The organism is Alicyclobacillus dauci, assembly GCF_026651605.1.
GTDB lineage: Bacteria > Bacillota > Bacilli > Alicyclobacillales > Alicyclobacillaceae > Alicyclobacillus > Alicyclobacillus dauci.
This window is the reverse complement of sequence record NZ_CP104064.1, coordinates 1,152,765-1,178,464: the sequence shown is the minus strand read 5'-3', so window position 1 is coordinate 1,178,464 and position 25,700 is coordinate 1,152,765. Positions and strand designations below refer to the sequence as shown.

Below are 25,700 nucleotides of genomic sequence, written 5' to 3'. Positions count from 1 at the left end.
AAAAGACGCACAGCAGAAAAACAAAAAAGTCACAAAAAGCGAACGGGATTATCCATGTTTATCCCTTTTCATGGTTCCAGAGGATGGACATTATCGTTCATCACGTTGATGACCTGCGTCGTTGGCAGCGATCGTATTCTTCGGCCCCCACCTGTCCGTCAAGTTCGCTTCAATATCAAATTGATCAAGAACACGCGCAACAATATGGTTGACGGCATCTTCCAGACTGGCGGGTTGATTGTAAAACGTCATCATCGGCGGTAAAATGACGGCCCCCATCCGTGACAAGGCCAGCATATTCTCCAAATGAATGTCATTGAGTGGGGTTTCTCGAACCAGTAGAATCAGTTTTCGACGCTCTTTCAGAACAACGTCAGCCGCTCGCGCAATCAAAGTATCTGAGTAGCCAGTGCGAATAGCCGCCAGTGTTTTCATACTGCACGGTGCAATAATCATGCCATCAGTCCGAAACGAACCACTAGCTACGGACGCCGCCTGGTTGGCGCTTGAATGAACGACAGTTGCTAGACTGACAACGTCCTCAACCTCAAAGTCCGTCTCCAGGCGAATGGTCGCCTCCGCCCATTTCGATAAGATAAGATGCGTTTCGACTTGGAGCTCGCGAAGAACTTCCAATATGCGAATACCAAATATCGCACCGGTTGCACCTGTGATGCCCACAATCAGTCGCATATCCTCTCTCCCTTTTGTCGCTTCTCCAATGGACACTTTAAATCATATAGGCTTTCTGGTTTGAAGAGTGGAAAAGGCGAAAGGATGACATCATATTTGAGGTTTCAGAGTCAAAATCTTAAAGAGGGAACATAGGGAAGAGCGACCTGGTGTGATCATGTTCAGCTAAACTGATCATACTGGTTTGTTGCCGAACCGTTTACGCACAATGATGACCCCTATAATGGAAAATCCCGGGACAGAGGCACCAACCAGAGGGCGTGGTGGGGCCCGCAGTCCTGGGGTTACGCGCGGTTGGAGGTCGTGGTCTGGGGTGGTTGCAAGGGAGCGTGCGACCGCTATGCTGGATTCGAGAGTCTCCGAGGCAGCAGAAAGGGACCACCCTGGACTTCAACCATTTCGGACTATATTTGGTTTAGTGTCAACTCAGAAAATTTAGCCACTTTAGACTGCTGTTTTACTCCCCAACCGCTGTAAACGAAGAAATTTACAACTAAGCCACCCTGAACAAGGGTGGCTCATGTTAGTCGACCTCTCCATCTTTGCGAACTTCGTGTTTACGTACTTTGAACTACGGCGGCGCAGGAGTCGTTTAATGCCTATCAGGCGTGACACCCGACTTCTCTACAGGGAGAAGCATGTCGATAATTCCGATCACGATCGACGCAATAATAGCTCCGCCCACCGACACGCTCATTCCGGGAACAATCCATTGTGCCACGTAAAGAACAACAACACTTACTATGAACCCGACTATCCCACGTGAATAACGAGTAACTCGTCGCCCCAACAACGCCTCGACACCCCACCCGACCAGTGCAACGACGATGGCTGTGAGCAGTGCTGAGCCGAAATTAGCGATGGCGAAGCCAGGCACTAGAAATGCCACAAACCTATACACCAACGCTGATACAATGAAGCGAATAATCGTCCTAATCCAGTTCATGACTGACCTCCTGATGTAGAGATTTCACATAAGCATTTTGCCCGTGACCACAGGCACTTATGTACAGTGGATTCTGTCTGGAAAATTCAGGAGCAGTCTGAAGCAGCGCGCTCTCAATCGCGACGGACAACGACAACCAATTCGCCCCGTTTAAAAGTCGTGCGACTGCGGGAACATACATTGGGATAGGTTAGACAGTAACCTCATCACACGTTCAACGGGCGATCTTTACAAAGCTCATATGTCTGAAACCAAGGCTTTAGCTGTTCAAAGACTGCACTCGCTGTCAATACATCTCCATCGGCATATCGTTTACCGATAATTTGCATACCGATGGGATGATTTTCATCAGTCAATCCGGCTGGAATGGAAGCAGTCGGATGGCCCGTGAAGTTTGTCAGGTAAGTCATGCACCATCCAATAAACGGATTAACCTCTTCACCGTTAATCTGCGTGGGGCCCATTGAATTCCCATCCGCTTGATTCAATGTGGGCGGTACACATACGGTCGGTGTAATAAGTAAATCGTAATTTTGAAACACATTTTGAATCGAGTCGAAGATTTGCGTGCGCATGATTTGATCAAAATTGGCATCAAGAGCAGTCATATCGTGCGTTTTTTCGATCCAATCGAGGCAATGCTGCGGCAGGTCATCACGGTAATCCCGTAAGATATCAAGCCCTTTCGTTTTGAAACTTTCCATTAAAGGAAGCATGGCGCCTTGCATGACAACCCGGCAGAAAAGGTCACTCAACTCACGTTGATGATACGGAATACCAACCTTTACTTCTTCGACCGTAGCACCGGCCAGTTCAAAGAGTCTTACAGCTTGCGAAACCGTTTCTGAAACACGTCTGTCTACCGGAAATACGTCAAAATTTGGGCTGTAGGCAATCCGCCAGCCTTTGACGGAGCCGCGTAGCGCCGACATAAAGTCTACTTTATCGTAGCTACTGTACGGATCTCTATCGTCATAACCTGTTAACAAGCTCAACCCCACAGCGGCATCCTCTACAGTTCGTGTCAACGTGCCTTCCGTCGAGAACATATACGTTCGGAATCCGTTTGGTCGTCCTAGGTAAGGAACACGTCCACCGCCGGGTTTAAATCCAAATACACCGCACATCGCTGCTGGGATGCGAATGGACCCACCAGTGTCCGTTCCTTCAGCAATTGGCAACAAACCATCTGCAACTGCAGCCGCGCTTCCACCGGACGATCCGCCCGCATTGCGAGTTAAGTCAAATGGATTCCGCGTGGCTCCGAACAAATAATTGTCCGTAGCTGCATTAAACCCTAGCGTGGGGCTGTTCGTCTTTCCAAGAAAAATGGCACCTGCTCCTTCTAGGCGCTCACCGTATGAGCAAGAGTGATACACAACGTTGTCCTTCAGAACTCTGATGCCCCCAAAAGTAGATATCCATCCTGGTTTGGCACAAAATAGGTCCTTCAGCGCAGTGGGTACTCCGTGCAATGGGCCGAGGCTGTCATCTCTCAATACAGCGCGCTCCGCCTCTTTTGCACGCGCTAGCGCTTCCTCGTAGGCAAAATAGACAAATGCGTTTATACTCTTGTTTCTCTCTTCGATCCGTTGGATAAAAAATTCAGTTACTTCAACAGGTGAAATTTCTCGTTGGTTGATTTTTGTTGCTAATTCGGTCGCAGACATGTAAGCTAGTTCACTTTCCAAGCCCAAAGTCGTTCACCTCTCTGCATTCAGGTTAATTCTACTCGAGACACGGCAATCTTCCGCCGTCTGTCCTCCAATTCGTTCCCGTCCTGTCGATTCAATACCCTACCAGCCGTAACGCCGGTCCAAGTTCCGTCCTGAACAGCCACCTGCCCATTTACCAGTACATGCCGAATCCCAAGTGGTTCACGTAACGGCTCTGCAAAGGTTGCTCGGTCGATGACAGTCTCGGGATCAAACACAACGATGTCCGCAAAGTATCCCTCTCGAAGGAGGCCACGGTCTGTTAGCTGGATCAGTTGTGCTGGCCCGCTCGTCATCTTGCGAACCGCTTCTCCTAGTGTTAAAGCGCCCATCTCCCGGACAAAATGGCCGAGCACCCGAGCATACGTTCCGTACAGTCGAGGGTGAGGTTTGCCGCCAAAAATGGCATCCGATCCGACCATTTGAAGTGGATGTTGCATGGCGGAGATAATATCTTCCTCTATACCCCAATGCACAACCATCGCTATGTTGGCATTTTCCTCGATAAGCAAGTCAAAAGCTGCGTCGGCCGGATCGGCGAGACCTTTGATTCGTGCGATTTCAATGACACTCTTCCCCTCGAGATGCCGATTTTTCTCCGACGCGACGGCCGTGATCACGATATTTTCCCAGCCGCTGCTGAGCACCCAATTCTCATATCCGTCGTTCTCTTTCAATTCCTGCTTCACCCTCGCACGGACTTCTGGCTGGCGCAGGCGGGCAACCATCTCCGGCGTCCCGCCGTCATGCATCCACGGAGGCAAAATGGAAGCGAACACGGTCGATCCGGCAGTGTAAGGGTATTGGTCAAATGTGATTTCCAGTCCTTCGGCTCTACCCGCAGTCAACTTGGCCAACGCGGCTTCCACTTTATCCCGATTCGCCTTTCCACCCACTTTAAAGTGGGATACATGGAGGCGCACACCAGATTGTCGCGCGACGTCAATCACTTCGTCCAAAGCGGCCAAGATGTGGTTACTCTCATTACGGATATGAACCACAAAGCACCCATTGTATTTCGCGGCACCTTTGCAGATTTCAATCAGTTCCGCCTTATTCGAGTACACATTCGGAGGATAGATCAGCCCCGATGAGACACCGACTGCCCCTTGCTCCATCCCCTCTTCTACAAGTTCACGCATTTGCTGCATTTCTGCAGGAGTTGCCGTGCGACTGGCAAAACCCATGACAAGCGTCCGAACGTTCCCATGGGGAACTAAATACGCTGCGTTGCCATTCATTGGCGTCTTTTCGAGAAAACTAAGATATTCGTGTACACTCTTCCACGGCCAGTCTCCGATGTCTCCGTTTAGTCCGCTCAACTGTTTTTGCCACAATGGTTTCGTTTCGTCTGACACCGGGGCCACCGAGATCCCGTCCTGTCCGAATAGTTCCGTCGTAACACCCTGCATGACTTTGATTTTGTGAATGTCCGGTCGCGTGCACAGCAGATCGGAATGAACGTGTGTGTCGATGAAACCCGGTGCCACAACAAGACCTGTTGCATCGATCTCCTGTTTCCCCGTATTCCCACTCAAGTCACCCATGGCGACGATGCGATCGCCTTCAATACCAATGTCCTGAACGGTCCACGGGTTTCCCGTACCGTTCAGTACGCGCCCGTTGCGAATAAGAACATCGTACATACTGTTTCCTCCTCACGACCCAACAAGAAAAGTTATCGTCTCGTTTCCAAGAAAAGCAACGCGTGGTTTTGCTAGTTCCGTAATCCTATTGCAAATACTTTTTAGCGATGGTTTTATACAATTCAATCGAATGCAAAAACCGATCGATCTCGATATATTCGTCAGGCTGATGCGCAAGTCGGTCATCGCCACCACCGATGATGACAATCGGTACCCCTGTATCCGCGCCCACAAAGGCGGCCCCATCTGTGTATCCAGCCATCCCCCGCACCGTTTTCCTTGTTCCGTACGTGTCTTCTGTGGCGTCTTCCACGATCGACACGAACGGGTCATCTTTAGCCGTGGCAATTGACGGCAGGTCGTTCAGTACTCGGATCTCCGCACTCAAGTTCGGAACCCGCTCCTTCACACGGTCAATCAAACGGCGTAGCTGTTGGAGAATGTCCTCATGGCTTTGTGACGGCACAGTCCTGAAGTCCACCTGGATACTGCATCGGTCTGGTACGACATTCGTTTTTACGCCCCCCTCAATCACCGCAATATTGAACGTCGGTTCGCCCAAGATCTCGTCGGGGCGATAGTCCATTTTGAAGTCCGTCAACAACGCCGTCATAATTTGATTCATGTGTTCAATCGCATTCCGGCCCAGGCGCGGAGTGGAACCGTGTGCCGTTTTCCCATACGTGACGATCTCGACCCACAAAGCTCCCTTGTGAGCCACCACCACGTCGTCATGGGTTGGTTCAGCGATTACGAGTGCCGTCACATCCCGTAAATGACCTGTTGCAACAAGTTGCTTTGCACCTACCGCCGCCACTTCTTCACCTGCTGAAGCCAGCAACTTCAAATCTCCGTTGAGCCTTAGGCCTTCTTCTTTGAGAGAAATCATCGCGAAAATGAGCGCAACCAATCCGCCCTTCATGTCACTGGTGCCACGGCCGTAAAGTTTTCCATCCTCTTCAACAGCTGCGAAAGGTGCGTGCGTCCATTGCACCTGACCTGGTGGAACGACATCCATGTGCCCAGAGAAGCCCAAAACTCGCCTGTTTGGTCTCTCATCGGTACCACGCAACCAAGCGACCAAGTTCGCTCGACCTGCTTCAAAATCAATTAAGTTGGTCTCCAACCCATGTTGTCGAAGCAACTCTTGTATCTCTAGGGCAACGAGCCGTTCATTCCCAGGCGGATTAATAGATTGAATGCGAACGATTTTCTTTAGGAAATCCAGTGCGTCTTGTTTCAACCCTCATGCCCCCCCAAAAGAACATTCATTCAACGTCTTGCTGAACCAACCGATAAGGCGGTTCATCCTGTCCACCCGGAAACTCGGTCGACCTTGCGTCAGAAACAAATGACTTCCTTGTGAATAACGCACAAACGTAACGTTTTTATTCAGCGTCGCTAATGCAGTATAAAATTCCTCTGATTGCCCAATGGGACATCTGTCATCGGTCTCGGCGTGATAAAGGAGTAAAGGTGTATCGACATTTTTGGCAAAAGCGATCGGAGACCGTTGCCAGAGCCGCGCCGGATCGTCCCAAACGTGCGTACCGTGTTCGTCGTAGCCAAATACAGGGCCGATGTCGCTCGTTCCGTGAAAACTGACAAGGTTCGCCACGCATCCACCAGCTGCTGCTGCACGAAAGCGATTCGAATGCCCAATTAGCCAGTTTGTCATAAATCCCCCGTAGCTGTATCCCGTAACCCCAATACGGTCGGCATCCACAAAATCGTTTGCACTGACCATATCCAGCGCCTGCAATAGATCCTGTGCATCTTCGCCTCCCCAATCACCAATAACAGCACTGGCAAATGATTGACCGTATGTTTGGCTCCCTCTGGGGTTTACATAAAGCACAGCAAAACCTGCGGCGCATAGTGTTTGGAATTCCATTTGAAAGCCGTATCCATAGGCGTTATGCGGCCCACCATGAATAACTAAAACCAAGGGATAAGACGCCTCTTGGTGTGCTCGGTTTCCAACAGGAAGCATCAACCAAGCCTCAATGGGAAGATGATCACGCGCGTCAAACGTGAACTTGTGAGGTTCTCGGACCTGTATTTCATCAAACAGGGTGCTGTTGGGGTCAAATAACAATTTTTCCTTTCCCTCACGCCAATGGTATAGTGCATCCGGCCGTGTGGGTGTTCCACCCGTGAACAGTACATCGCCGGATGCGGACACAGAAAAGTAGCTCACAGCGGGATGTTCGTCCGATAGGATTCGTTGTGGTTCCCCGCCTGCCTCAGCAAGCCGATAGAGACTCGATACGCCGTGATCGCTGGCGAGAAACAAAAGCGCGTTGCCCCCACCGAAAGACAATTGTGACGGTGCTTGAAGGGGACGCACGTCACCCAAACCATACGGTGCCACGGGCCTGTCAAACGCCTGTGTTGTGCACCGTGTGTCTCTCGTATGAACATCCGTAAGCCACAGAGCCTGAGTGATATCGTTCCAACGTGGGCCACGGTGGCCGATCCACGCGATCTGCCGTCCGTCAGGTGCAAACGCTAGAGCTGAAATGGGTCCCTGTGCTTCCAAGACCAGGGTACCTGTTCGGGACTTTAGATCCAGCGCGTAGATCTCCTGGGCAAAGAATTCTTTATCCTTCGAATCGGACGTAAACACCAGAAGTTTCCCCGTTGCGTCGACGGTCAGAGATGCAATTGCATCGGGGTGTTCGTACAGGCAAGTTGTGGTGGAACGAGATGGGTCATCTATGAGTTGGACTTCCCAAATCTCACTGGTAACAAGCTCAACGAGCCCTACCCCATCCGACTTGTAATGCGGGCGCTGATAAACCTTGATATCGCTATGGGTGACATGTAGAACAGGAATATAGAGAACCTGTTTACCTGGATACCACTCAAACGTCTTACCCAGTCTTTCGGATGTGAAAACCTCGTGTACTATTGCAGGTTCCACAACACCTTCATACTTGCTTTTAGAGGAAATAGGCTCAGCGCCGGAGTGAATCTGTAAGGCCTCATCCACTCGCAAAACACAAATGCGCTCTTTCTCCATGGGGGCAGACTCAATCCAAGCTAGAATGCTACCGTCCGTGGAAAAGCGAAGGGACCTTATCTTTTTTCGGTCCCCAGCAACGATCACCACGTTATCCGTCTCTAAGTCACAAAGACGAATACGATATGCATACCCATCGGTCTCTTTATCTGCGACAATCACCAAAACCGCAGCCCATCGACCGTCCGGCGAAATTTGAGGTTCAGCCAAGCACTGGATGCGATACAGGTCGTCGGGTAATATGGTGCGCGTTGTCGGCAAGTTAAACCCTCCTCGTCACGTCGTCCAGCGGATAAATTGGTCGTGTGATCCGTTCGTACTGAAAGCTGGAGAGCTGGCGTGAACTGAGTCCGGGAGAGTCAACGGTGATGATCTCAGCGGCAATCGACTCGTATGCCGCACGAAAGTGCTGACTGGATTTCAGTGCGACTATCTTGTATTCGGATACGTCAATTCCATGGAGTAAAAAGATTTGCTCATCAAAAACCTGTGAGCATACGGAACACACGATCACGTCAATCCCACCCACGACAAGTCTGGCCGACTTGCCGAGATCGACTTGTTTTCCACGCCACATAGGAGAAGACTGCAAGAATTGTCCATCGCTTAGCGTTTTTACGTAGGCATGTATCTGCAATGGTTCACCGTGTAATGAATCGGTTTTCCCGCCCAGTTGCACATCGATCCACGTGCCGACGCCCGATTCGTGGGCTATCCGGGCCACCTCCGGATCGTAAATCGTACCAAAGCAGGCGCTGGTTAACTCTTCGTTGATCATGGCGCGTAACAGGTGCGTTCCGTCACCAGGGGTTCCACCACCCGGGTTGTCTGAAGTCTCATTGATGACAATTGGACGACCCTCCGCTTGCAGTGCCAAGTGAATCCCTTCACTGGGACTCGCCGTGTGCGGAAAAAAAGCTTCACGCGTCTGCCATACGAAATTCGCTACATCTTCTGAAGCCTCTTGTGCTAGGTGACTGTCGTCGTTCGTTACAGTGAGTACTGACACGCACACATCCGGGGTGTCCGTGTGGGGAAAGCCGTGAAACAACGTGCAGTCCACCACATCCGGTCGTTTCTCCCATCCCCAACAGACTTCATTTACATCCTTTGCCGGTGACAGATTCGTTGTTGAGGTCGGGATCATCAGGGGAAGTCGAACCAAATTCATAACAGGCCTCAAGTTTCCGTCAACCATTTGCTTTGCGACGTCAATGGCTTCACGGCCGCGATCGTAAGAATCTGTGTGCGGGTAAAAATTCACCCCCAGAAGAACGTCCGCATAGGCAACCATCCGCTCAGTGACGTTCGCATGCAGGTCAAGGGTCACGACAATCGGCATGTCACGTCCTACGAACTCGCGCACCGCTTGAAGGAGGTCGCCTTCGAGATCGTCGAATCCTTCTGCAACCCCAGCCCCGTGTAAAGCCAGACAGATTGCATCCACCTCTCCGGCCCCTTGTAGTCCGTCAATGAGCGCTTGCTTGAGCAACTCGTACGTTTCCCGGGTGATGGTTCCGGATGGGTTCGCGAATGCCGAAAATGTGGGCACGACCTCAATCCCGAGTTCACAAGCCCTGTCGATCATGCCCCCCACATAGTCCTCAACCCCTTTATGTCTGGCGACGATGTCATCTCCGTAATCCCACTCCCACAGTTCGAACAGTGACTTTGTCGTCGGTACCGATGAAAACGTGTTTGTTTCATGGGATATTTGTCCAATGGCAATTTTCATGCGTATTTCCCTCCTATTGCTTGCTGACCTTTTACCTCGGGAGAAGGACTAGGACTGCCGAGTCACTCGATTTCGATACGACCTATGCCGTCCTCGTTCCGAATCATCGTCCCAAAGGGAGCGGATAGCTGCGAAAGGTCCTCCAGTATCTTTTCAGCGTCTGCGTGACTGGCGAGTTCCGGCTTGCCTCGGCGGGACCTCGTCAAACCGAACCCAAGCGTCACTGGGTGCAGTTTGATAGTCCGAGTAGACCCCCCCTCCCATTCGAACGAGGCGATGACAGACTCGAACACCTGCCGATCCGCTGCAAGTCCCTTTGTCCCTCCTGCCTCGCGTGCATCGTAGGCATCTGCAGGTGTGTGATGCGACCCGAGATCATAATTTTCGTAGAATTCATGTGGTTGGCTTTCGACGGTGTCATTTTGAAAGATGAAGTTTCCGAGACTATAGAAAATTGGTTGTCCGTGATAGATTTCAATGCCTCTCAGAATATGTGGACCATGACCGATATAGGCGTGTGCACCTTGATCGATACAAAAATGGGCGAACTCTTGAATAAAATCCGCCGGCTTCGATTTGTCGGTACCTTTCATTTCGTGTGCATGGTGACTGACGAGGACGACGTCCGCTTGACGGACAGCTTCCCGGATAGATCAACCGATGCGTTCGGCGTCTTTTCTGGTCATTCGCGTTATCGTCCCTGGTTCTCCTGTCTCAAATTGCAGATGATCTACGTGGAACATGCCTTCACGCGCACGAGAAAATCCTTCTTGTTCGCTGAGTAAACGGACAGCATTGACGTCGGTCTTGGCAATGATGGCTTGGAGTGCATGAAAATCCTGAATAGAGAGCCTATGAACTGTCTCAAAGCGCAAGGGATTTACTCCAGGACGTCCAAGAACATCGCGCCGTTGCTCACCAGCCGGGTGCCAATCGCGAAGTGTGGAGTTGACCCCAATCAACGCGATTCGTCCGTTACGCGTTTCTAGGTACCGTGGTTGACTAGCTTCCGCTAGGTTGTGCCCCACGCCAGCGTGGATAAACCCTTCTTTCTCCAGATGAAGATGTGTCTCTAGCAAGCCATGATGGGACCAGTCCAACGTATGGTTATTCGCCCAAGCGAGCATGTTAAATCCGAGCCAACTTAAATCCGACAAGACTGGTGGACGGGCAGCGGCCCATGTTCCCCCACTCACCGCAGACGGGTACACCCCAAACTCATGAATCGTCACTTCCAAGTTCGTAAACCTTGCGTCGACTTGTCCAAGCAGTTCACGTATCGATTGAACCCTTTCATCCAGTCGCGGCAACCTCTGAGTGATGAAGGAGTCTCCTGTTGCCATGATGGATATCTTCGCCACGTCAATCACCCCCTGCATAAAGTCAAGGTTGCAACGAGATCAGATGGCTGAATTTCCCCACCCATAAGTACGTGCCCACATCATGAGAGCGACTGTGAAACTTCATTGCCCGAGATTACAGTATCAAAATGTTCTGGAGATTGAGGGATCCATAAGGAACAAGCCGCTGCAAGCAGCACACCGAACACGAGAAAACCAAACGCGGCTTGGTAAGAGACTGAACCTACTAACGCCCCCATGACAATCGGTGAGAGAACACCGCCAACTTGGCCCCCGAAGTTGACAATGGCGCTTCCTACCCCGAGAATCTTCGAGGACAAAATTCTCATCGGCAGACCCATAATGGGCTGAAAAGCCATGTAAATACAAAACGCGCCAATAGTTTCGTACACAATAAACTCGTGGAGACTGTTGGAACTGAGCATCAGAAAGAGGAAGAGGCCGGCAAGCACCATGGATGGCACGATCAGCCAACGGTGCCTACGATAAAAATACTTGTCAAACAACCAGCCTCCGAGAATCGTGGAAATGGTACCTGCGAAAAACGGAATGGAAGTAAGAACCCCAGCGCCGCTTAAAGACAAATGTTTCTGGGTCATCAAGTAGGATGGTACCCACGACACCAGCCCCCACGCCGCAATGTCCATTCCCATAAACATAAGGAAGAATTTCCACATTACCCCTTTTCTCAACACTTGAGCTGGCGACAGATGTTCCCCTGCGTATTCTCTATGCGATGCCGTACTTTCTCCCTGAATACTAGTAACGGTTTGTTTCGGCAATCCAAACCATAAGACCACAGCCATGATGATCCCCAGTCCAGCCACCCAATAAAAGGAATGTTGCCAACCTACAGCGGCAATGGCTGGTGCTGCGATCAACGGCGCTAAAGCCGAGCCCAAGGAGTTCGACGCAACCATCGTTCCATTTGCCGTCAACCTCGCTTTTTGAGAGGTTCGTTCAGCGATAGCCTTCATTGACGCACCTGGGAAGATTCCTTCCGATACACCAAAGAAGAATCGAACAATCATGAGAACAACGTAATTGCCTGCGGCGCCCGTGAGCGCTGTAAAGACGGACCATGCCGTCATTGCGACTGTCATGGTTTTTTTCGCACCAAATCGGTCCGCAAGTATACCGCCAGGAATCTGGCAAATTGCATAGGTAAAGAAGAAAATGCTCATAATAGCACCCTCTTCCACGGAATTCAGGTGAAACTGTTTACCAATGGATGGTAAAGCGAGCGTAATGACTAACCGGTCAATATAGTCAATTAACCAGCTGATAAAGAGAATTGTCGTCGTGACGTAAGCAATTCGTTTGAGTCGTTGCTCAGTAGTTTGCAACATCATATCGCCTCGCTTCCGGTGGTTTCTAGACTTGAGCCTTTCGAGGACTAAAGATTCTGGAAAAAACCCTTAGATGACGAGTTACTGTATACCAGCAGGGCCCTCGTAGAACGAGCCTTGCGCCGCTCACCTCCTTGCAAGATATTTAAGGAGCCCCATCCGCCGGTGATGTTACCCTAAACGCTGCAGCACGTAATAGAGGATCTCTTGGTCTCTCACCGTATCAACCACAGTCCATCCTGTTTGAAAAGCACGCGTGAATACACGACGTGTGAACATCCGCCACTCGACGGCCAGGTCATGGGAACGTCTCTTTATACGTTGAAAATCAGTTGGGATCGGTACAAGAAGGTAACTCTTGTCCGCTTCGATTTCGTCGAACTCAATAGCAACGGGCATCCCATCTTGCAGTTTAGATTGCAAGATAATTGAGTCCGCATATCGACGAGAAACATTTCGATCACGTTCGTTTTGTCTACTAATCGCTTCGTTACCATCCGTAAACCAGGTGACCCAGAATCGATCAGAAGGTAACCCCCGGTTGAGATCATCATTCATTGGTCCGTAACAGTTCTCAATGTAATCTGAACAAATTGCACCGAGTTTCCCGATATTGAGGTAGGCGTTGTGTGCTTCGAGCGGATCATACGTCCAGCGAATTTTACGGTATCCGACATCTCTTGCAAGCTTCGCTTGGGCCATTTTTAATTGGTACCCGATTCCTTGCTTCCGGTACACTTCATCAATACCCATCTGGTGGGAGCAAAGATAGACTTCTCCAGCTTTGAACCCTGCAAAACTATAAAGATATCCGACCAATGTCGGGCCATCGAAAGCTCCTAAGATGATTCCCCCATTCTTGACGGCAGTGATAGTCTGGTGAATTGGCAAAGAATGTGGTCCCCAGATTCTTTTCTCAAGCTCTTGCACATTCTTCAATTGGTCGAGTGTGGACAACTGTCGAATGACAATATTGGACACGCGTTCTCCTCACTCCCGGCACATCATTTCGACTCATTGGTTAACTAGGAGTATAATATAATTTTTCGTTAAGTTCTAGAATATAAAAAATTTTTTGATATAATTCAATACGATCTACCGTACCGTCAGGAGATGAAGCATTGGAATTGGAATCATTAAGAGTTGCTCTTCAGCAACAAGCCAATAACCTGTCTCCGTCATCCAGGAAAGCGCTTGATTGGATCTTGCGCAATACTTTAAAAATTGCTTGGACTGGAGTGGAGGACGTTTCACAGCAAGTTGGTGTCAGCACCGCGACCATTGTCAAGACCTTAAAGCAGTGTGGATTCGAAGGCTATTCGGATTTACAAAGGAGAATCCGTGAACAGCTACCGGACAGTTCATTGGTGTGGAAGCTCTTTGAGAACAATCCACCCCAATCCGCATTGACACCCATCGGGGCCATTGTGGAAGAAGAGAAAGCGAACTTGGACCAGTTGGAGGCGCTCGTCGCACCCGTTATAGGTGAGATGATCGACACGCTCCTCGCCGCAGATCGAGTGCTCGTGGTAGCTAGTTTAATGACCGCGCCGATTGCGGAGTACGTCTCGCTCCATCTTCGCTTGCTCATCGGGCGGGTGGATTACGTAGATGCTTCAAGTAGCCAAGCGTGGCTCCGGTTTCGGGACCTGAGCAAAGAAGATTGTGTTTTGGGCCTCAGTTATCCCAGATACTCGGAGGCGACACGCCAATTTTTGTCTGCCGCTACAAAACGGACATCGAAGGTGATATTGATGACAGACGTAGCTGGCCCACCGATACCGGGAACCAAACTCACTGTTCGACTTCCATCCATATCGCATTATCATTACAGTTCGAATGTGTCCCTCATGGCACTGACACAGATTTTGGCCAAAGGGTTTGGGCAAAAAGATCCTGAACGCATTATGAACAACTTAAATGCCACTGACGAAATATGGAGCGAACTGAACGTCGTGTCAAAGATCAAGAAGGATTCTCCTTGAGTCCACTGGACTACAAGAGTCAAAGTTGTTCAATTCTGTCACGTTAGCGAGGGTGATCGTTTTATGTTGGATGTTTGTGAAATTGTGATTCATCGACTCGTGATGCCTCTTCAAATGCGATTTGAGACCAGCTTCGGTGTGCAAACGGATCGTGACGTGATCTTGTTGGAGGTTAGGACGCAAGACGGCTATGTGGGATGGGGCGAAAGCGTCGCTGCGCGATCCCCGCTATATAACGAAGAAACCACGGACACAGTGGAAGCAATTTTGCGGAAGGAACTGATTCCGCTCGCATTAAATACAAAATGGGCACATCCGTCCGAGTTCTTTAAGAAGACCCTGTTCTTGCACGGAAACCGAATGGCCAAATTCGCGCTTGAAGGTGCACTGTGGGATATCTGGGCCCAGCAGCAAGGTCTCCCCCTTGCCCAAGCAATTGGTGGAACGAAGTCAAAAGTGGATGTCGGAGTGAGTATCGGAATCAAGCCCATTCCTGAGTTGCTGCAGGAAATCGAGGACTACTACGGTCAAGGTTACCGAAGAATAAAAATCAAAATTCGCCCAGGTTGGGACACTGAGCCAGTGGCTGCGGTCCGCCAGAAATTCCCTCATGTCCCCCTCATGGTGGATGCGAATGCGGCTTACGATGAAAATCACTTTCCAACCCTACTTGAATTGGATAAATACGGTCTCATGATGATCGAACAACCTTTGGCCGATAATGCCTGGGAAGAGTATGCGAACCTTCAATCACAGTTGGAAACACCCCTCTGTTTAGACGAATCCATTCACACTCTGGAAGATGCACTTCGTGCAATTCACATGAAAGCATGCCGAATCATCAATGTAAAACTTGGTCGCGTGGGTGGCATTCAGGCAGCATTGGAATTGACGAAGGTGGCCAAGGAAGCCGGTATTCAGCTGTGGTGCGGCGGCATGCTGGAAACGGGCGTAGGCAGGGCTCTAAACATCGCGATCGCAACACTGGATGGGTTTACACTCCCCGGCGACACCGCCGCAAGTGCAAGATACTGGAATCCGGACATTATTCTCCCCGAAGTAACGGTTACAGACGGACAGATTACCGTCCCGCCTAGTCCCGGACTCGGATATTCCGTAAACATAGACCAAATAGCGCGGTACCAAGAAGCACAGTGGCATTTTCGAGCCTAGTCTTGCGTAGGGCTGCATATGGGAAGCACATATAGGAAAGGAGACGCCCATATGACGACGTTGTTAAAGTATTTACAAGCACATCAGTCGGATATGCTCGCAGACCTAAGAGAACTCGTATTGCACGAATCACCATCTCACAATAAAGAGCTCGTGGACAAATGCGGCCAGTTTATACTGGATCTAGTTGAACGTTATCTTGGTGTCCATGGAGAGAGTATAGAGCAGACTAAAGTAGGCAATCACTTGCGGTTTTCTCTCGGGAGTGGGCCGAGGAAAATCCTTCTCGTCGGCCATTTCGACACCGTGTGGGATGAAGGTCGTTTACCCTTTCGGGTGGAGGGCAACCGAGCATATGGGCCTGGCGCATTTGACATGAAGGCTGGACTTGTCCAGGCGTTGTGGTGCCTTCGCGGGATTCAAGAACTTGCCGATTTTTCTAACTTGCAAGTGGTTTGTTTCTTTAACTCTGACGAGGAGATTGGAAGTATCACGTCAAGGCCCTACTTGGAATCTGAAGCAACTGGCTGTGAGGCGGCTTTCATCCTAGAACCGTCCGCCGCTGAATCCGGAGCGTTGAAAACCGCCAGAAAAGGCGTAGGTATCCGCCATCTCAAAATTAGAGGAGTGGCAGCCCACGCTGGAAATCATCATGAAAACGGTGTGAGCGCAATTGAAGAGCTTGCGCATCAGACTTTGAAACTTCATAGTTTGACTGATTATGCGCTGGGGACCACAGTAAATGTCGGTATCGTTCGAGGTGGTTCGAGAACCAACGTCGTGGCGGACGAAGCGGAAGCTCACATTGATTTTCGTGTGGCGACGCAGACGGAAGCGGATCGAGTAGAACGTCATATGTTCGAGCTTAAGCCGGTCCTCAAAGGCACTTCTATAGAAGTGACTGGTGGGCTAAATCGCCCGCCCATGGAACGGACACCTGCCACCGCCCAGCTATTTGAAACAGCAAGACAGATTGGCCATAGTCTCGGATTTAATGTTGACGAGACTAGCGTAGGAGGGGGAAGTGACGGGAATTTCATTTCCGCCATGGGCGTACCTACACTTGACGGGCTCGGTGCCGTTGGAGACGGGCCACACGCCGAGTACGAGCATGTAATAATCGACAAAATGCCAGAGCGCGCGGCATTATTAGGCGAGCTGATTCTCAAACTAAGTAAGTAACTGACAGTACAAATTTGGGTTAGCGAGGATCGTTCACTGAGGCAGCGCGATCCTCGCCGAGTGGTACACGTCTTGTGTCTCAAATTTACAAAAAACGTCTTCTACGGAACAACCCAGTTCAACCAGCCATCAGCTGTCTAACAGACTCAAATAATACTTCCATCTCTTTGTCATTGGCCCCAACGCATCTTTAATTTGCAATTCAGCTTCATCCTGTCTCATGCCACGAGGGGTTCCTACTGCCGAAGCCATCCATGTCAACTTTGCCTGCTCTTCGAGCCAAATAGCAAACACCACAGCCTGTTCAACGCTGTCACCAGCCGTACAAACCCCGTGATTTCGCAAATGAATTGCCCACTTATCCCCCAACGTTTGCGCAACATCAGCACCTTGCTCATGGGTGACGACCTTGAGTGACGATTCATATACAGGAATGTCCTTTGCGGCAATTGCAGCCATGACACCCTGCATCGGTAGAATGCGGATCCCCAAATCCCCCAGGACTGTAGAAAACTGTTGATGCGTGTGAACAACAGACATGACATCAGGACGGACTTTGAAGATTTCTGTGTGAAGCACCACTTCATCAGGGGGGACCAATCCCTCACCATCGACTTGCTTACCCTCTAAATCAACAGTGACCACCTTATCTGGAGTCATATCGAGTAAATTGCCCATATCTAACCCACGCGCTTTAATGAGTACGTGGTTTGTTCCAGGAATTCGTGCACTGACATGCCCGAGATAATCACTTAGACCCAACTTCGCTAAAATCCGGCATCCATTGGCGACCTTTTCTTTTAAAGCCTGAACATCCACTTGACTTTCAACTGAAATTTCACTCATCCAACTACACCCCTCGATGGGAGATATGAAATGAAACGACACGATTCGACTTATATCACAAGATAATGCTCACTGAACCCAGCCTCGCAAGCTCCTCAGAATCCAAAATCGCTTTTCTCTCAGCAATTCGTAATTGTGTTCCGTCAATTGCGAGTTTATATTCGTAACGACCCACGTATTCACGAATTTGCTCGTGTCTTCGGAAACGGTATACAACGAAGTTCGCAGTGACATGTGCCACATTTTCTACAACACTTCGAATCCTCACGTTCGATATCATTCTCCGTGTCTTTGACTTGGGGTTTTCTGCGTGGGCATGTCTGCTTTTGAGCCTCTTGACGCGTGACTTGATTCGATGAATGTCGTCTGCAACGATGAACAGTGTGTCGTGATGGTCAGCGTCAGGAGCATCATTAGGAGGAACATAGTACGAAGCGTCGTCTGTCAGCATCTCGAGCCACTCATCCAGCCGCCATTCATCCAGAAGTGATGCTTCCTCGTACAGAAAGTCCTCCACGACCGCTCTATTGAGAACCTGTTTCTCAGTCATTTCCAAATCTCTCCTCGCATCTGGAATGTCATTCCTTAGTCATGAGTTCGTTCCAGCGACGCCAGAAGGTTCGAAGATGCAGTTCGTCTGTGTTTAGCTGATCCTCATCTTTCTTCATCATGCCGCGTGATAAATCTGACCACTCGAGCTCTTGCCATGTGGCAATGCCCTGTTGAACCACTTCAAGTGCTTCTACATCGTCTGGCGTCGCGAACCCCCCCGGGCCATAAAAGGTAAGAAAACTATCCAGTCTTCTCGCCCTTGCCCTTGGCGACTCATCCGTCGGTCCAATGGCCCAAGCTGTAATTTTCATATGCTTTTCGGTGACTGGGAAATATGTTCGAACCGTAACGGATGAACCATCGTTAATGACTAGATTTGGGAAGATGAGCAAGTTTCGATTTGTTTCCGCTACTCTCATCGCCCGCTGTTCTCCAAGTCGCTGTGTCAACTCGCGGCGAATCTGTGCGATTTCTTCTTTCGCTTCCTCACCGTACATGGGCATCCACCGGGCGATAGGCCGTCCTCGATATGTTTCATTTTCGATCATGGCATGCCCGTTACCGAGCGATTTCCCAAATCCGTGCTTTGGCATCAAGAGTCCCTTCGGCATAGACACGTCGACACCCGAATCTTTCAAATATTCCAGATACGTGATGTGCGTGGGTGCAACATGATAATCATCAAAACTATTTTCCGAAAGGAGTTTCCAATTTCCCAACATATCGTACTCCTGGGTACCCTGGATGATCTGCAATTCACCTGTGGGGGACTGATCCACAATGAGATCCAGGTATTCCTTCGCCCCCGCGAGGTACTCGTCTAAACTCACCGCAGATTTATCGAAGCTCAGAAAATAAAACCCTTTATAGTGGTCAAATCTTGGGACACTTCGGAGACCGAGTTCACGTTTATCAAAGTTCTGACCGTACGCGTCCTGTCCAGGCACAGCAACCAGTTCCCCACAGTTGTTAAACGTCCACGCATGGTAGAAGCATTGAAACGATTTCGCATTGCCCTGCCGTTCCCGGCAAACCAGGGTTCCACGGTGCGTGCAGGAGTTGAGAAATGCCCGAACTTCCCCATCGCTGCCCCGAGTAAAAATAATCGGACGTCCCCCAACGTTTCTCGTCTTAAAGTCACCGGGCTGCTTTACTTCGGATACGTGTCCCACGTACAACCAGCAGCGATCGAATATTTTCTTGCGCTCCTGAGTTAAAATTTCCGGCTGGACAAGCACTGAACGATGGACCTTGAACATTCCTTTGTCGGAATCATCTATGATGTACTGACGAGCTTCCATGAATGCCCTCCTTCTTTCCGTCATAGTTGATCTTCGGGATATTTCGTCACACCGTAATCCTGAATCAATTTGCGTGCCACGGTTCCTAAACGAAAACGTCGTGCCAGCCTTAGTCAACGTGAGCAAAGTAACTTTCGAAATCTCGTTGACGTGTCAAAAAACCTTGCTCGCAAGCTGCAGTGTAGAAGCTCCTTAAGGTTTCCCGGTTGTTCGACCACCCGTAGCCGTTCCACTGTTCGCCGAGGAAGGAAATGGTTTCTTCCAAGTGCAAGTCCCCAAATGGCAGGTAAAGACTGACGAAATTCCCCAGTTCTTTGAGACCGTGTTGCTTCGAAGCTTCAAATAAGAACAGCAGGTCTTTAGCCAAAGTGGGATGATCAGTAAGTAAATGGGAATTCACAACAATGACATGGGTGATAGGAACCATGTTCATCTCTCTATGGAAAGACATTTCCTCCGTTTTAACGTCTGGATATAGGATTCGAATGCCCTTGTCGTCATCCAATTTCCTGGCGTACAGGAAACAGTCGATTTCTCCGTCTCTTAGTAGGCCCGGAGCGGATTTACCTAGATATGACCAATCGATCACGTAGCGGGCAGGGTATGGTACATCCTTGATTCGATCCCGCTGCAAAGGACACCATGTGATTTGCTTGGGGTCGAGTTGATAGTAGTTCTCAAACAGCCACCTGTGCCATATTCCTGCCGTGATCCAAAATTGCGGGATAGCGACTTTCTTGCCGCTCAAATCTGCTGGATGCTCTATCGTTGAGTCCCTTGCACAAAACTGATACTGATGCAAAAACTTGCGGGAGAAAATCGGTAGCGCGACTAAGTCATGATTGGTCTCTGCGACTTTCATAAACGTGGCTAGAGAACTCTCCCCAACGTCATACTCACCATTCAGTGTCTTCAATGTACATTCATCAATCGACATGGCACGTACTGGTTCATAATCAAAGCCATCCATTGACACTTTGTGACTTAGAATGGCCTCTGTATTCAGGTACTGCGTACAACCGATCCGAAGGACTGGTTTGCTCACAACTCTTCCCTCCTTTCACAGTACGAGTGGATTCGTGCGATCCATCAGTTCGACGGAACCAATCTTACTCATCCGTGGATCACGTCTACTACGCCACATGTCGCTCGTCTCAGGTGCACCGTCAAGCATGCGAGGAGGGCGGGCCCCAACCTCGGGAAATTCCTCCATGCCCAAGGTGTATTCAATAGTCAGTCCGTCGGGATCGAGGAAGTACACAAAGATACTCCCTGACGCATAGTGACGACCAGGTCCACAAACTACGGGCACATCCTGAGCCAACAAGCGATTGTATCCGATCCCGATATCGTTGATGTCCGCAACCATAAACGCCACATGCTGCAGCTTTAATGTCTCGGATGACGCAAAACCAAACGAGTGATGATATGGACTTGGGAAGCACCGCATCCACACGAATGACATTTCACCCTTGTCGTTAAACCGCTGGTCGGATGGTTTAAAATTGAGCACGTCTGTATAAAACGGGAAATGCTGCTCGAGATTTGGCACATTGAGAATAACGTGACCTAATCGACTAATATTCACCGGATGTGGCTGTTTCCGGAATGGCCGATGCTGCATTCCGCAATAAAATTCAAATACAGCTCCGTGAGGATCGGCGAATCGAAATGCTTTCCCAATCTTTAGCTCCGCGCGTTCCTCGATAGGTACCTCGAAGGGATGATAACCATGTTGAGACAGATGATTCCAGGCAATCTCATATTGGTTGATATCCTCTAATTCCATGGCGATCCGCTTGAGACCCGGATCTTCCGATCGATTCAACATGATACAGTGATGTTCGTCACTGCAGGTCAAGTAGGCCGTACTCGGTGAGGACTCAACTAAGGTGAAACCAACGACATCTCGGTAGAAGGCAGCTGAACGTTCCACATCTCGAACGTTCAGTGCTACATAACCTAACTTCTTATAGCGAATCATCACAGTCCCTCCACAAAACATCAATCATTCAATTATTAAAATAATTATCTATTCTGATTAAATGTTGTTTTCCGAGCTTCCAAATGCCAAAATGATCGGAGCAATCTATAGGATTCCGGTTTCTCACACCTTACGCTAGCGGACAATCAAAAAGGTTGTCCATGTGTGGGCTGTTCCAAAACCAACAGTTTATGCGAACAGAGCGTAAAATAATCCAAAATCATATTCTGGATCATGTTGACCAAGAGATATGATGACTTTGTTTTCAAATAGATTATTGACATTTTCGTTTTCACGTCGGATAACTGTTTGATTTGAACGGAGGCTAAACGTCCTTCTTGAAGTTCCTGATTGACGCAAATTAACGGCAGCAAGCTAACACATGACGATTCATTCAATAAGACTTTGACAGCTTCCAATTGTTCCAATTGGGCCACAACATTCGGAACAGCATTATAACTTCCGTAAATACGCTGGATTTCCCGCCATCCATCAGTCGACTGTTCGTATGTAACCAACGGCTCATGAAGAATCTCTTCGATATCGATTTCTGCCCGGCCAATCAAACGGTGCCGAGGGTTACAGACGAGCACCCATGGTGTTTCATGGACACAAATTCGTTCCAGTTGACGATGGAAAATGTCGTAAGAAACGAGTCCAATGTCGACCTCATTACCCAGAATCATGTCTTTGATACCTTTCGTGGTCCCATTAATCACATAGAAACCGACGTCAGGATATCGCTCGCGAACAGCACCGAGAACCCTTGGCAGAACATTTACAGACCATGAAGGAGTCACCCCAATTCGGACTTGGCCCTCAAAAATCTGCTTCACACTCCTGACTTTATCTTCTGCCTCCTGCATCAACTGAATCATCTGCTTTGCAAATGGTAGAAACGCTCTCCCTTCCTCCGAGAGGTGGATACTATGATTCTTATTTCGGATGAACAGTTCAACACCCAATCGATCTTCCAAACGCTGAATACGGGCGGTTACGGATGGCTGGCGCAAATTCATTGAGTTGGCAGCCTTAATGAAACTTAGATTCGAAGCCACGCAAACAAATGTAGCGATATTCTCCAGATCATCCAAGTAAATTCACCAAACTTTCCAACCTGCGGTTTATTCTATTCTCGTGATTTGAATATGTGAAATAGTTATTTTCTATCGTCCATCCAGATCGAAATAGACAGTTCTTAGAGCCACTTATTGTACGATCACGGTTCCATTCAAATGGAAATTCCTAGTTTATGTGAATGGCGAGATCGTCAGCTCTCTAGTGAACCCCGTGACATCAGCTCGTTAAAATTGTGATTAAGCAGTATTTGTATAATAGAATATTCCTATTTTACAGAATTAATTGTCGTATATAAGATGTTATTTACCAAGATGACTTCTGAGTTCGGTTTCACACACCGATAGTGACTTTTCAGCGATAATCGGATGATAGGGTGTGCTAAATGTGAAGACAAGTCAGAAATTCGGGACTGTAATTGCTTCACTCTCTATACTGGCAGCGACCGGTTGTGGGGTGCATAGCACAAGTGGTTCAGCAAACTCTACAAATTCCGGGGCCAGTAGCGGCTCCAAAAGCACGTCCACTGGGGCCCTCAGTTCGACCCAATTTCCAACCAGAACCATCACCATTGTTGTCCCGGATAAACCGGGCGGCTCGATGGATACATCAGCTCGTATTCTCGCGGAGTATCTCCCCCAATACCTTCTAAATCATCCGTCCGTAATTGTCAAAAACATGCCAGGCGGAAACGACGCGATTGGCATCAGTTCTGTTTATTCAGCGAAGCCGGACGGATATACCCTCGGTAACTTCCCGATGCCGGGCGTGATCGTCGGTCCGTTCATCGGAGAAGGTACATACGACATGACGAAATTTCAGTGGTTAGGCGAATTGTTTAACCAGGGTTACGTCATGGTCGTATCAAAGAAATCTGGCATAAATAGTTTCTCCGATCTACTAAAGAAACATGAACTGACCATCACAGAGACTGGACCGACTACGTCGCCTGGTATCGCCGCGATCGAGACAACCAAAAGCTTGCACATCAAACTCAATTTTGTTCCCTCCGGCGGAAGCTCGCAATGCTTGTTGGCTGTCTCACAAGGTTCAGTCGATGCCACCATCTTTCCGTATGCGGCGGAAAAGCAGGAGATTCAGAGCGGAATGGTGAAGCCGCTCTTTGCCTATTCGTCAAAGAGACTTCCAGAGTTACCAAATACACCCACAATATCAGAACTCGGTCATCCAGAGCTCACGAATGTCCTTAGTACACGTGCCGATATTGCAGCCCCTCCGGGCACTCCACAGGATATTACCAATATTCTTAGACAGGCTCTTCAGGAGGCATCTAACGATTCGAACTACCGGCAGAAAATGAGTTCAGCCAACCTAGATCCTGCATTTATGGACGGAGCTTCACTACAAACACAAGTACAAAAAGACAAACAGTCGCTACAGGCAGCGATACCGGATATTAAGGAGTTCATGAAAAAATAAGGGTACCTATGTTACTGTGTCACAAAGCGACACCCTCGACATAATCAACGTAAGGGGAACTTGTGGGGGAGCCGGAGCAATTTCAACGCGCTAGTCGGCCGCATGATTTGCCGCCTCTCATTCGTCGAAACGCCGCGGCCCCCCAATTAGGCCGAGACGTTCACAGTTCCGTTGTTGTACCAGATTGACCGAGACCCCTCCAGCCTTGATTCGACTATCCACGTCATTCTTCGGTTAGCTCTAAAACAACGTTGGCCAGCTGTTCCACAATCTCACCGTTCCATTCGCATTCACCGCAATAACAGAAAGAGACTGACTCTTGCTTACGCCAATACTCAATCATTAAGCTATCGGATCGATTCAGCGGTGTACCGCATCTCGGACACCTATGGTTTTTTCCAGTGAGACTGCTTGAATGTGCTTCGCGTTGTTCATTCATTGAGCAACACTTGTCTTCTCAAAGAAGTTGATCAAATCTTTCGCTATCGGACAAAATCGCGTTTGGAATCGCATCGTTACGCTCTCGAATCCCTCGCTAAAATGATGCTTTTTTCGTTCCAGCGGCAACTTGATGAATCCATTTAGACTGGGGTCGCGTATGACACCCAGTGGATCCAAGCCTTTTTGTACTCTTTGTATTTGCTCCATGTAAAGCTTGCGTAGGAGAATAATACCCTTGTCTGTTGTTCCCAAATGCTCAGTCGTCCGGTCGGCAATAGTCCCCTGCGTGACCCACATGGCGATATCTTGACCATCAATATAATCGGTAATAAACTCGCCTTCCGCATCGCGCCACGGTACGTCATACAGACAAAGCTTCTGAAGGGACTGAGGGATCTCAACATGCTCCCCCGGAACGTATGCGTTGTACCAAACATGCCATGTATGTGTGTCATCCATGGGTATTCTCATTTGCATCGCATACGTACCAAGTCCACCACTCCCAACAGCCAGCATGTAAGGGAATACAACAGGATGACCAATCCGCCAGTCATCGGAGTCTTCACTCTGCCCTTCTAGTAATCGGCGCTTTACAATTCCATGTTCAAACACATCAAATGCCGTTTTAATGTGATGACGACTAAAGGCGACCCTCACGTCCCCACCAAGTTCCCTCTGAATGAACTCGTGGTAATGACCGTGCAACCATTCTGTGTGCACCGGATCCAATGAATTTTCCATTACTTGAAGGAAATTAACCGGCAAAATCGCTTGACCTACAACGCGAATTGCTCTGTCGACAGCAAAGGCGTCATACCTAGGCAGGAGAGGTGCTGGATCAGGCCCCAGGTACGCAAAAATGAGCCCACCTAACTTTTCCACGCGATATCCTGAAATACGAATTCTCTCTTTAAAAGTACTAGTTTCCGGTTCATTCGGTTGTTCGATGCACTGACCTGTCGCGTCAAAATACCAACCATGATAAGCACAGCGGATTCCGTCTGTTTCGGGAATGCCATAAACCATGGATGCTCCGCGGTGAGGGCATTTCTCCGCAATCAATCCGAGATTGCCTGAACGATCCCGGTATAAAACAAGATCTTCCCCCAACAATCGAACTCGTTTCGTCCACTTCTGTTCCAGTTCAACTTCCGCCGCAACCGGATACCAGTACCGGCGCAGCAATTCGCCCATTGGTGTACCTTTTCCAACGCGAGTTAGCGTTCGATTCTGGTCTTCACTCATCATC

Annotated in this window: 22 protein-coding genes; 4 read left to right on the top strand and 18 right to left on the bottom strand. The window is 49.2% G+C overall.

Features of this window, described 5'->3' with window-relative positions; all coding sequences use genetic code 11:
* Positions 1-90: 90 nt before the first annotated feature.
* The 11 genes from NZD86_RS05795 to NZD86_RS05745 all read right to left on the bottom strand — a co-directional run bounded on the left by NZD86_RS05795 (position 91) and on the right by NZD86_RS05745 (position 13,451).
* Positions 91-693: a UbiX family flavin prenyltransferase gene (locus NZD86_RS05795; protein WP_268045545.1), complete on the bottom strand. Its 603-nt coding sequence runs from the start codon at positions 691-693 to the stop codon at positions 91-93.
* 592 nt (positions 694-1,285) lie between these two features.
* Complete coding sequence (locus NZD86_RS05790) at positions 1,286-1,639, bottom strand: phage holin family protein (protein WP_268045544.1); 354 nt, start codon at positions 1,637-1,639, stop codon at positions 1,286-1,288.
* A gap of 206 nt (positions 1,640-1,845) precedes the next feature.
* Positions 1,846-3,336 (bottom strand): amidase, encoded by a 1,491-nt coding sequence (locus NZD86_RS05785; protein ID WP_326492640.1) that lies wholly within the window; start codon positions 3,334-3,336, stop codon positions 1,846-1,848.
* A gap of 20 nt (positions 3,337-3,356) precedes the next feature.
* A complete protein-coding gene (locus tag NZD86_RS05780; RefSeq protein ID WP_268045542.1) occupies positions 3,357-5,000 on the bottom strand; it encodes an N-acyl-D-amino-acid deacylase family protein in 1,644 nt (547 codons plus the stop codon).
* Between the two features lie 85 nt (positions 5,001-5,085).
* Positions 5,086-6,243 carry a M20 family metallopeptidase gene (locus tag NZD86_RS05775; RefSeq protein ID WP_268045540.1) on the bottom strand — a complete coding sequence of 386 codons (1,158 nt, stop codon included), beginning with the start codon at positions 6,241-6,243 and terminating at the stop codon, positions 5,086-5,088.
* Positions 6,244-6,246: 3 nt separating this feature from the next.
* Positions 6,247-8,286 carry an alpha/beta hydrolase family protein gene (locus tag NZD86_RS05770; RefSeq protein ID WP_268045539.1) on the bottom strand — a complete coding sequence of 680 codons (2,040 nt, stop codon included), beginning with the start codon at positions 8,284-8,286 and terminating at the stop codon, positions 6,247-6,249.
* A 1-nt stretch (position 8,287) separates the two neighbouring features.
* Complete coding sequence (locus NZD86_RS05765; RefSeq protein ID WP_268045538.1) at positions 8,288-9,760, bottom strand: M81 family metallopeptidase; 1,473 nt, start codon at positions 9,758-9,760, stop codon at positions 8,288-8,290.
* 62 nt (positions 9,761-9,822) lie between these two features.
* A complete protein-coding gene (locus tag NZD86_RS05760) occupies positions 9,823-10,410 on the bottom strand; it encodes a CapA family protein (RefSeq protein WP_268046802.1) in 588 nt (195 codons plus the stop codon).
* A gap of 3 nt (positions 10,411-10,413) precedes the next feature.
* The gene (locus NZD86_RS05755) at positions 10,414-11,121 is read right to left on the bottom strand and encodes a CapA family protein (RefSeq protein WP_268045537.1); all 708 of its coding nucleotides are present in this window, start codon (positions 11,119-11,121) and stop codon (positions 10,414-10,416) included.
* Between the two features lie 80 nt (positions 11,122-11,201).
* The gene (locus NZD86_RS05750) at positions 11,202-12,473 is read right to left on the bottom strand and encodes an MFS transporter (RefSeq protein ID WP_268045536.1); all 1,272 of its coding nucleotides are present in this window, start codon (positions 12,471-12,473) and stop codon (positions 11,202-11,204) included.
* Between the two features lie 168 nt (positions 12,474-12,641).
* On the bottom strand, positions 12,642-13,451 hold the full coding sequence (locus tag NZD86_RS05745; protein WP_268045535.1) for a GNAT family N-acetyltransferase: 810 nt from the start codon (positions 13,449-13,451) through the stop codon (positions 12,642-12,644).
* A 140-nt stretch (positions 13,452-13,591) separates the two neighbouring features.
* Here NZD86_RS05745 and NZD86_RS05740 point away from each other — a divergent pair, with 140 nt between their 5' ends.
* From NZD86_RS05740 to NZD86_RS05730, 3 genes are all read left to right on the top strand, one after another.
* Positions 13,592-14,455 carry a MurR/RpiR family transcriptional regulator gene (locus tag NZD86_RS05740; RefSeq protein ID WP_268045534.1) on the top strand — a complete coding sequence of 288 codons (864 nt, stop codon included), beginning with the start codon at positions 13,592-13,594 and terminating at the stop codon, positions 14,453-14,455.
* A 63-nt stretch (positions 14,456-14,518) separates the two neighbouring features.
* Positions 14,519-15,628: an o-succinylbenzoate synthase gene (gene menC, locus NZD86_RS05735; protein ID WP_326492639.1), complete on the top strand. Its 1,110-nt coding sequence runs from the start codon at positions 14,519-14,521 to the stop codon at positions 15,626-15,628.
* Positions 15,629-15,679: 51 nt separating this feature from the next.
* Complete coding sequence (locus NZD86_RS05730) at positions 15,680-16,810, top strand: M20 family metallopeptidase (protein WP_268045533.1); 1,131 nt, start codon at positions 15,680-15,682, stop codon at positions 16,808-16,810.
* 129 nt (positions 16,811-16,939) lie between these two features.
* Here NZD86_RS05730 and NZD86_RS05725 read toward each other — a convergent pair whose 3' ends face one another.
* The 6 genes from NZD86_RS05725 to NZD86_RS05700 form a co-directional block, all read right to left on the bottom strand.
* Entirely contained in the window at positions 16,940-17,656 is a 717-nt protein-coding gene (locus NZD86_RS05725) for a class II aldolase/adducin family protein (RefSeq protein WP_268045532.1), read from the bottom strand.
* Positions 17,657-17,711: 55 nt separating this feature from the next.
* Positions 17,712-18,206, bottom strand: coding sequence for an aromatic-ring-hydroxylating dioxygenase subunit beta (locus NZD86_RS05720; protein ID WP_268045531.1), 495 nt, complete (start codon positions 18,204-18,206; stop codon positions 17,712-17,714).
* Between the two features lie 28 nt (positions 18,207-18,234).
* Complete coding sequence (locus NZD86_RS05715) at positions 18,235-19,509, bottom strand: aromatic ring-hydroxylating oxygenase subunit alpha (protein WP_268045530.1); 1,275 nt, start codon at positions 19,507-19,509, stop codon at positions 18,235-18,237.
* A 109-nt stretch (positions 19,510-19,618) separates the two neighbouring features.
* Positions 19,619-20,554, bottom strand: a complete 936-nt coding sequence (locus NZD86_RS05710; RefSeq protein WP_268045529.1) for a substrate-binding domain-containing protein — start codon at positions 20,552-20,554, stop codon at positions 19,619-19,621.
* A gap of 15 nt (positions 20,555-20,569) precedes the next feature.
* Entirely contained in the window at positions 20,570-21,493 is a 924-nt protein-coding gene (locus NZD86_RS05705; RefSeq protein ID WP_268045528.1) for a VOC family protein, read from the bottom strand.
* A gap of 146 nt (positions 21,494-21,639) precedes the next feature.
* Positions 21,640-22,587: a LysR family transcriptional regulator gene (locus tag NZD86_RS05700; protein ID WP_268045527.1), complete on the bottom strand. Its 948-nt coding sequence runs from the start codon at positions 22,585-22,587 to the stop codon at positions 21,640-21,642.
* A 370-nt stretch (positions 22,588-22,957) separates the two neighbouring features.
* On the opposite strand from NZD86_RS05700, the gene NZD86_RS05695 reads away from it, so the two are divergent.
* Complete coding sequence (locus NZD86_RS05695) at positions 22,958-24,010, top strand: tripartite tricarboxylate transporter substrate binding protein (RefSeq protein WP_268045526.1); 1,053 nt, start codon at positions 22,958-22,960, stop codon at positions 24,008-24,010.
* Positions 24,011-24,445: 435 nt separating this feature from the next.
* Here NZD86_RS05695 and NZD86_RS05690 read toward each other — a convergent pair whose 3' ends face one another.
* A complete protein-coding gene (locus NZD86_RS05690; protein ID WP_268045525.1) occupies positions 24,446-25,699 on the bottom strand; it encodes a Rieske 2Fe-2S domain-containing protein in 1,254 nt (417 codons plus the stop codon).
* Position 25,700 lies beyond the last annotated feature (1 nt).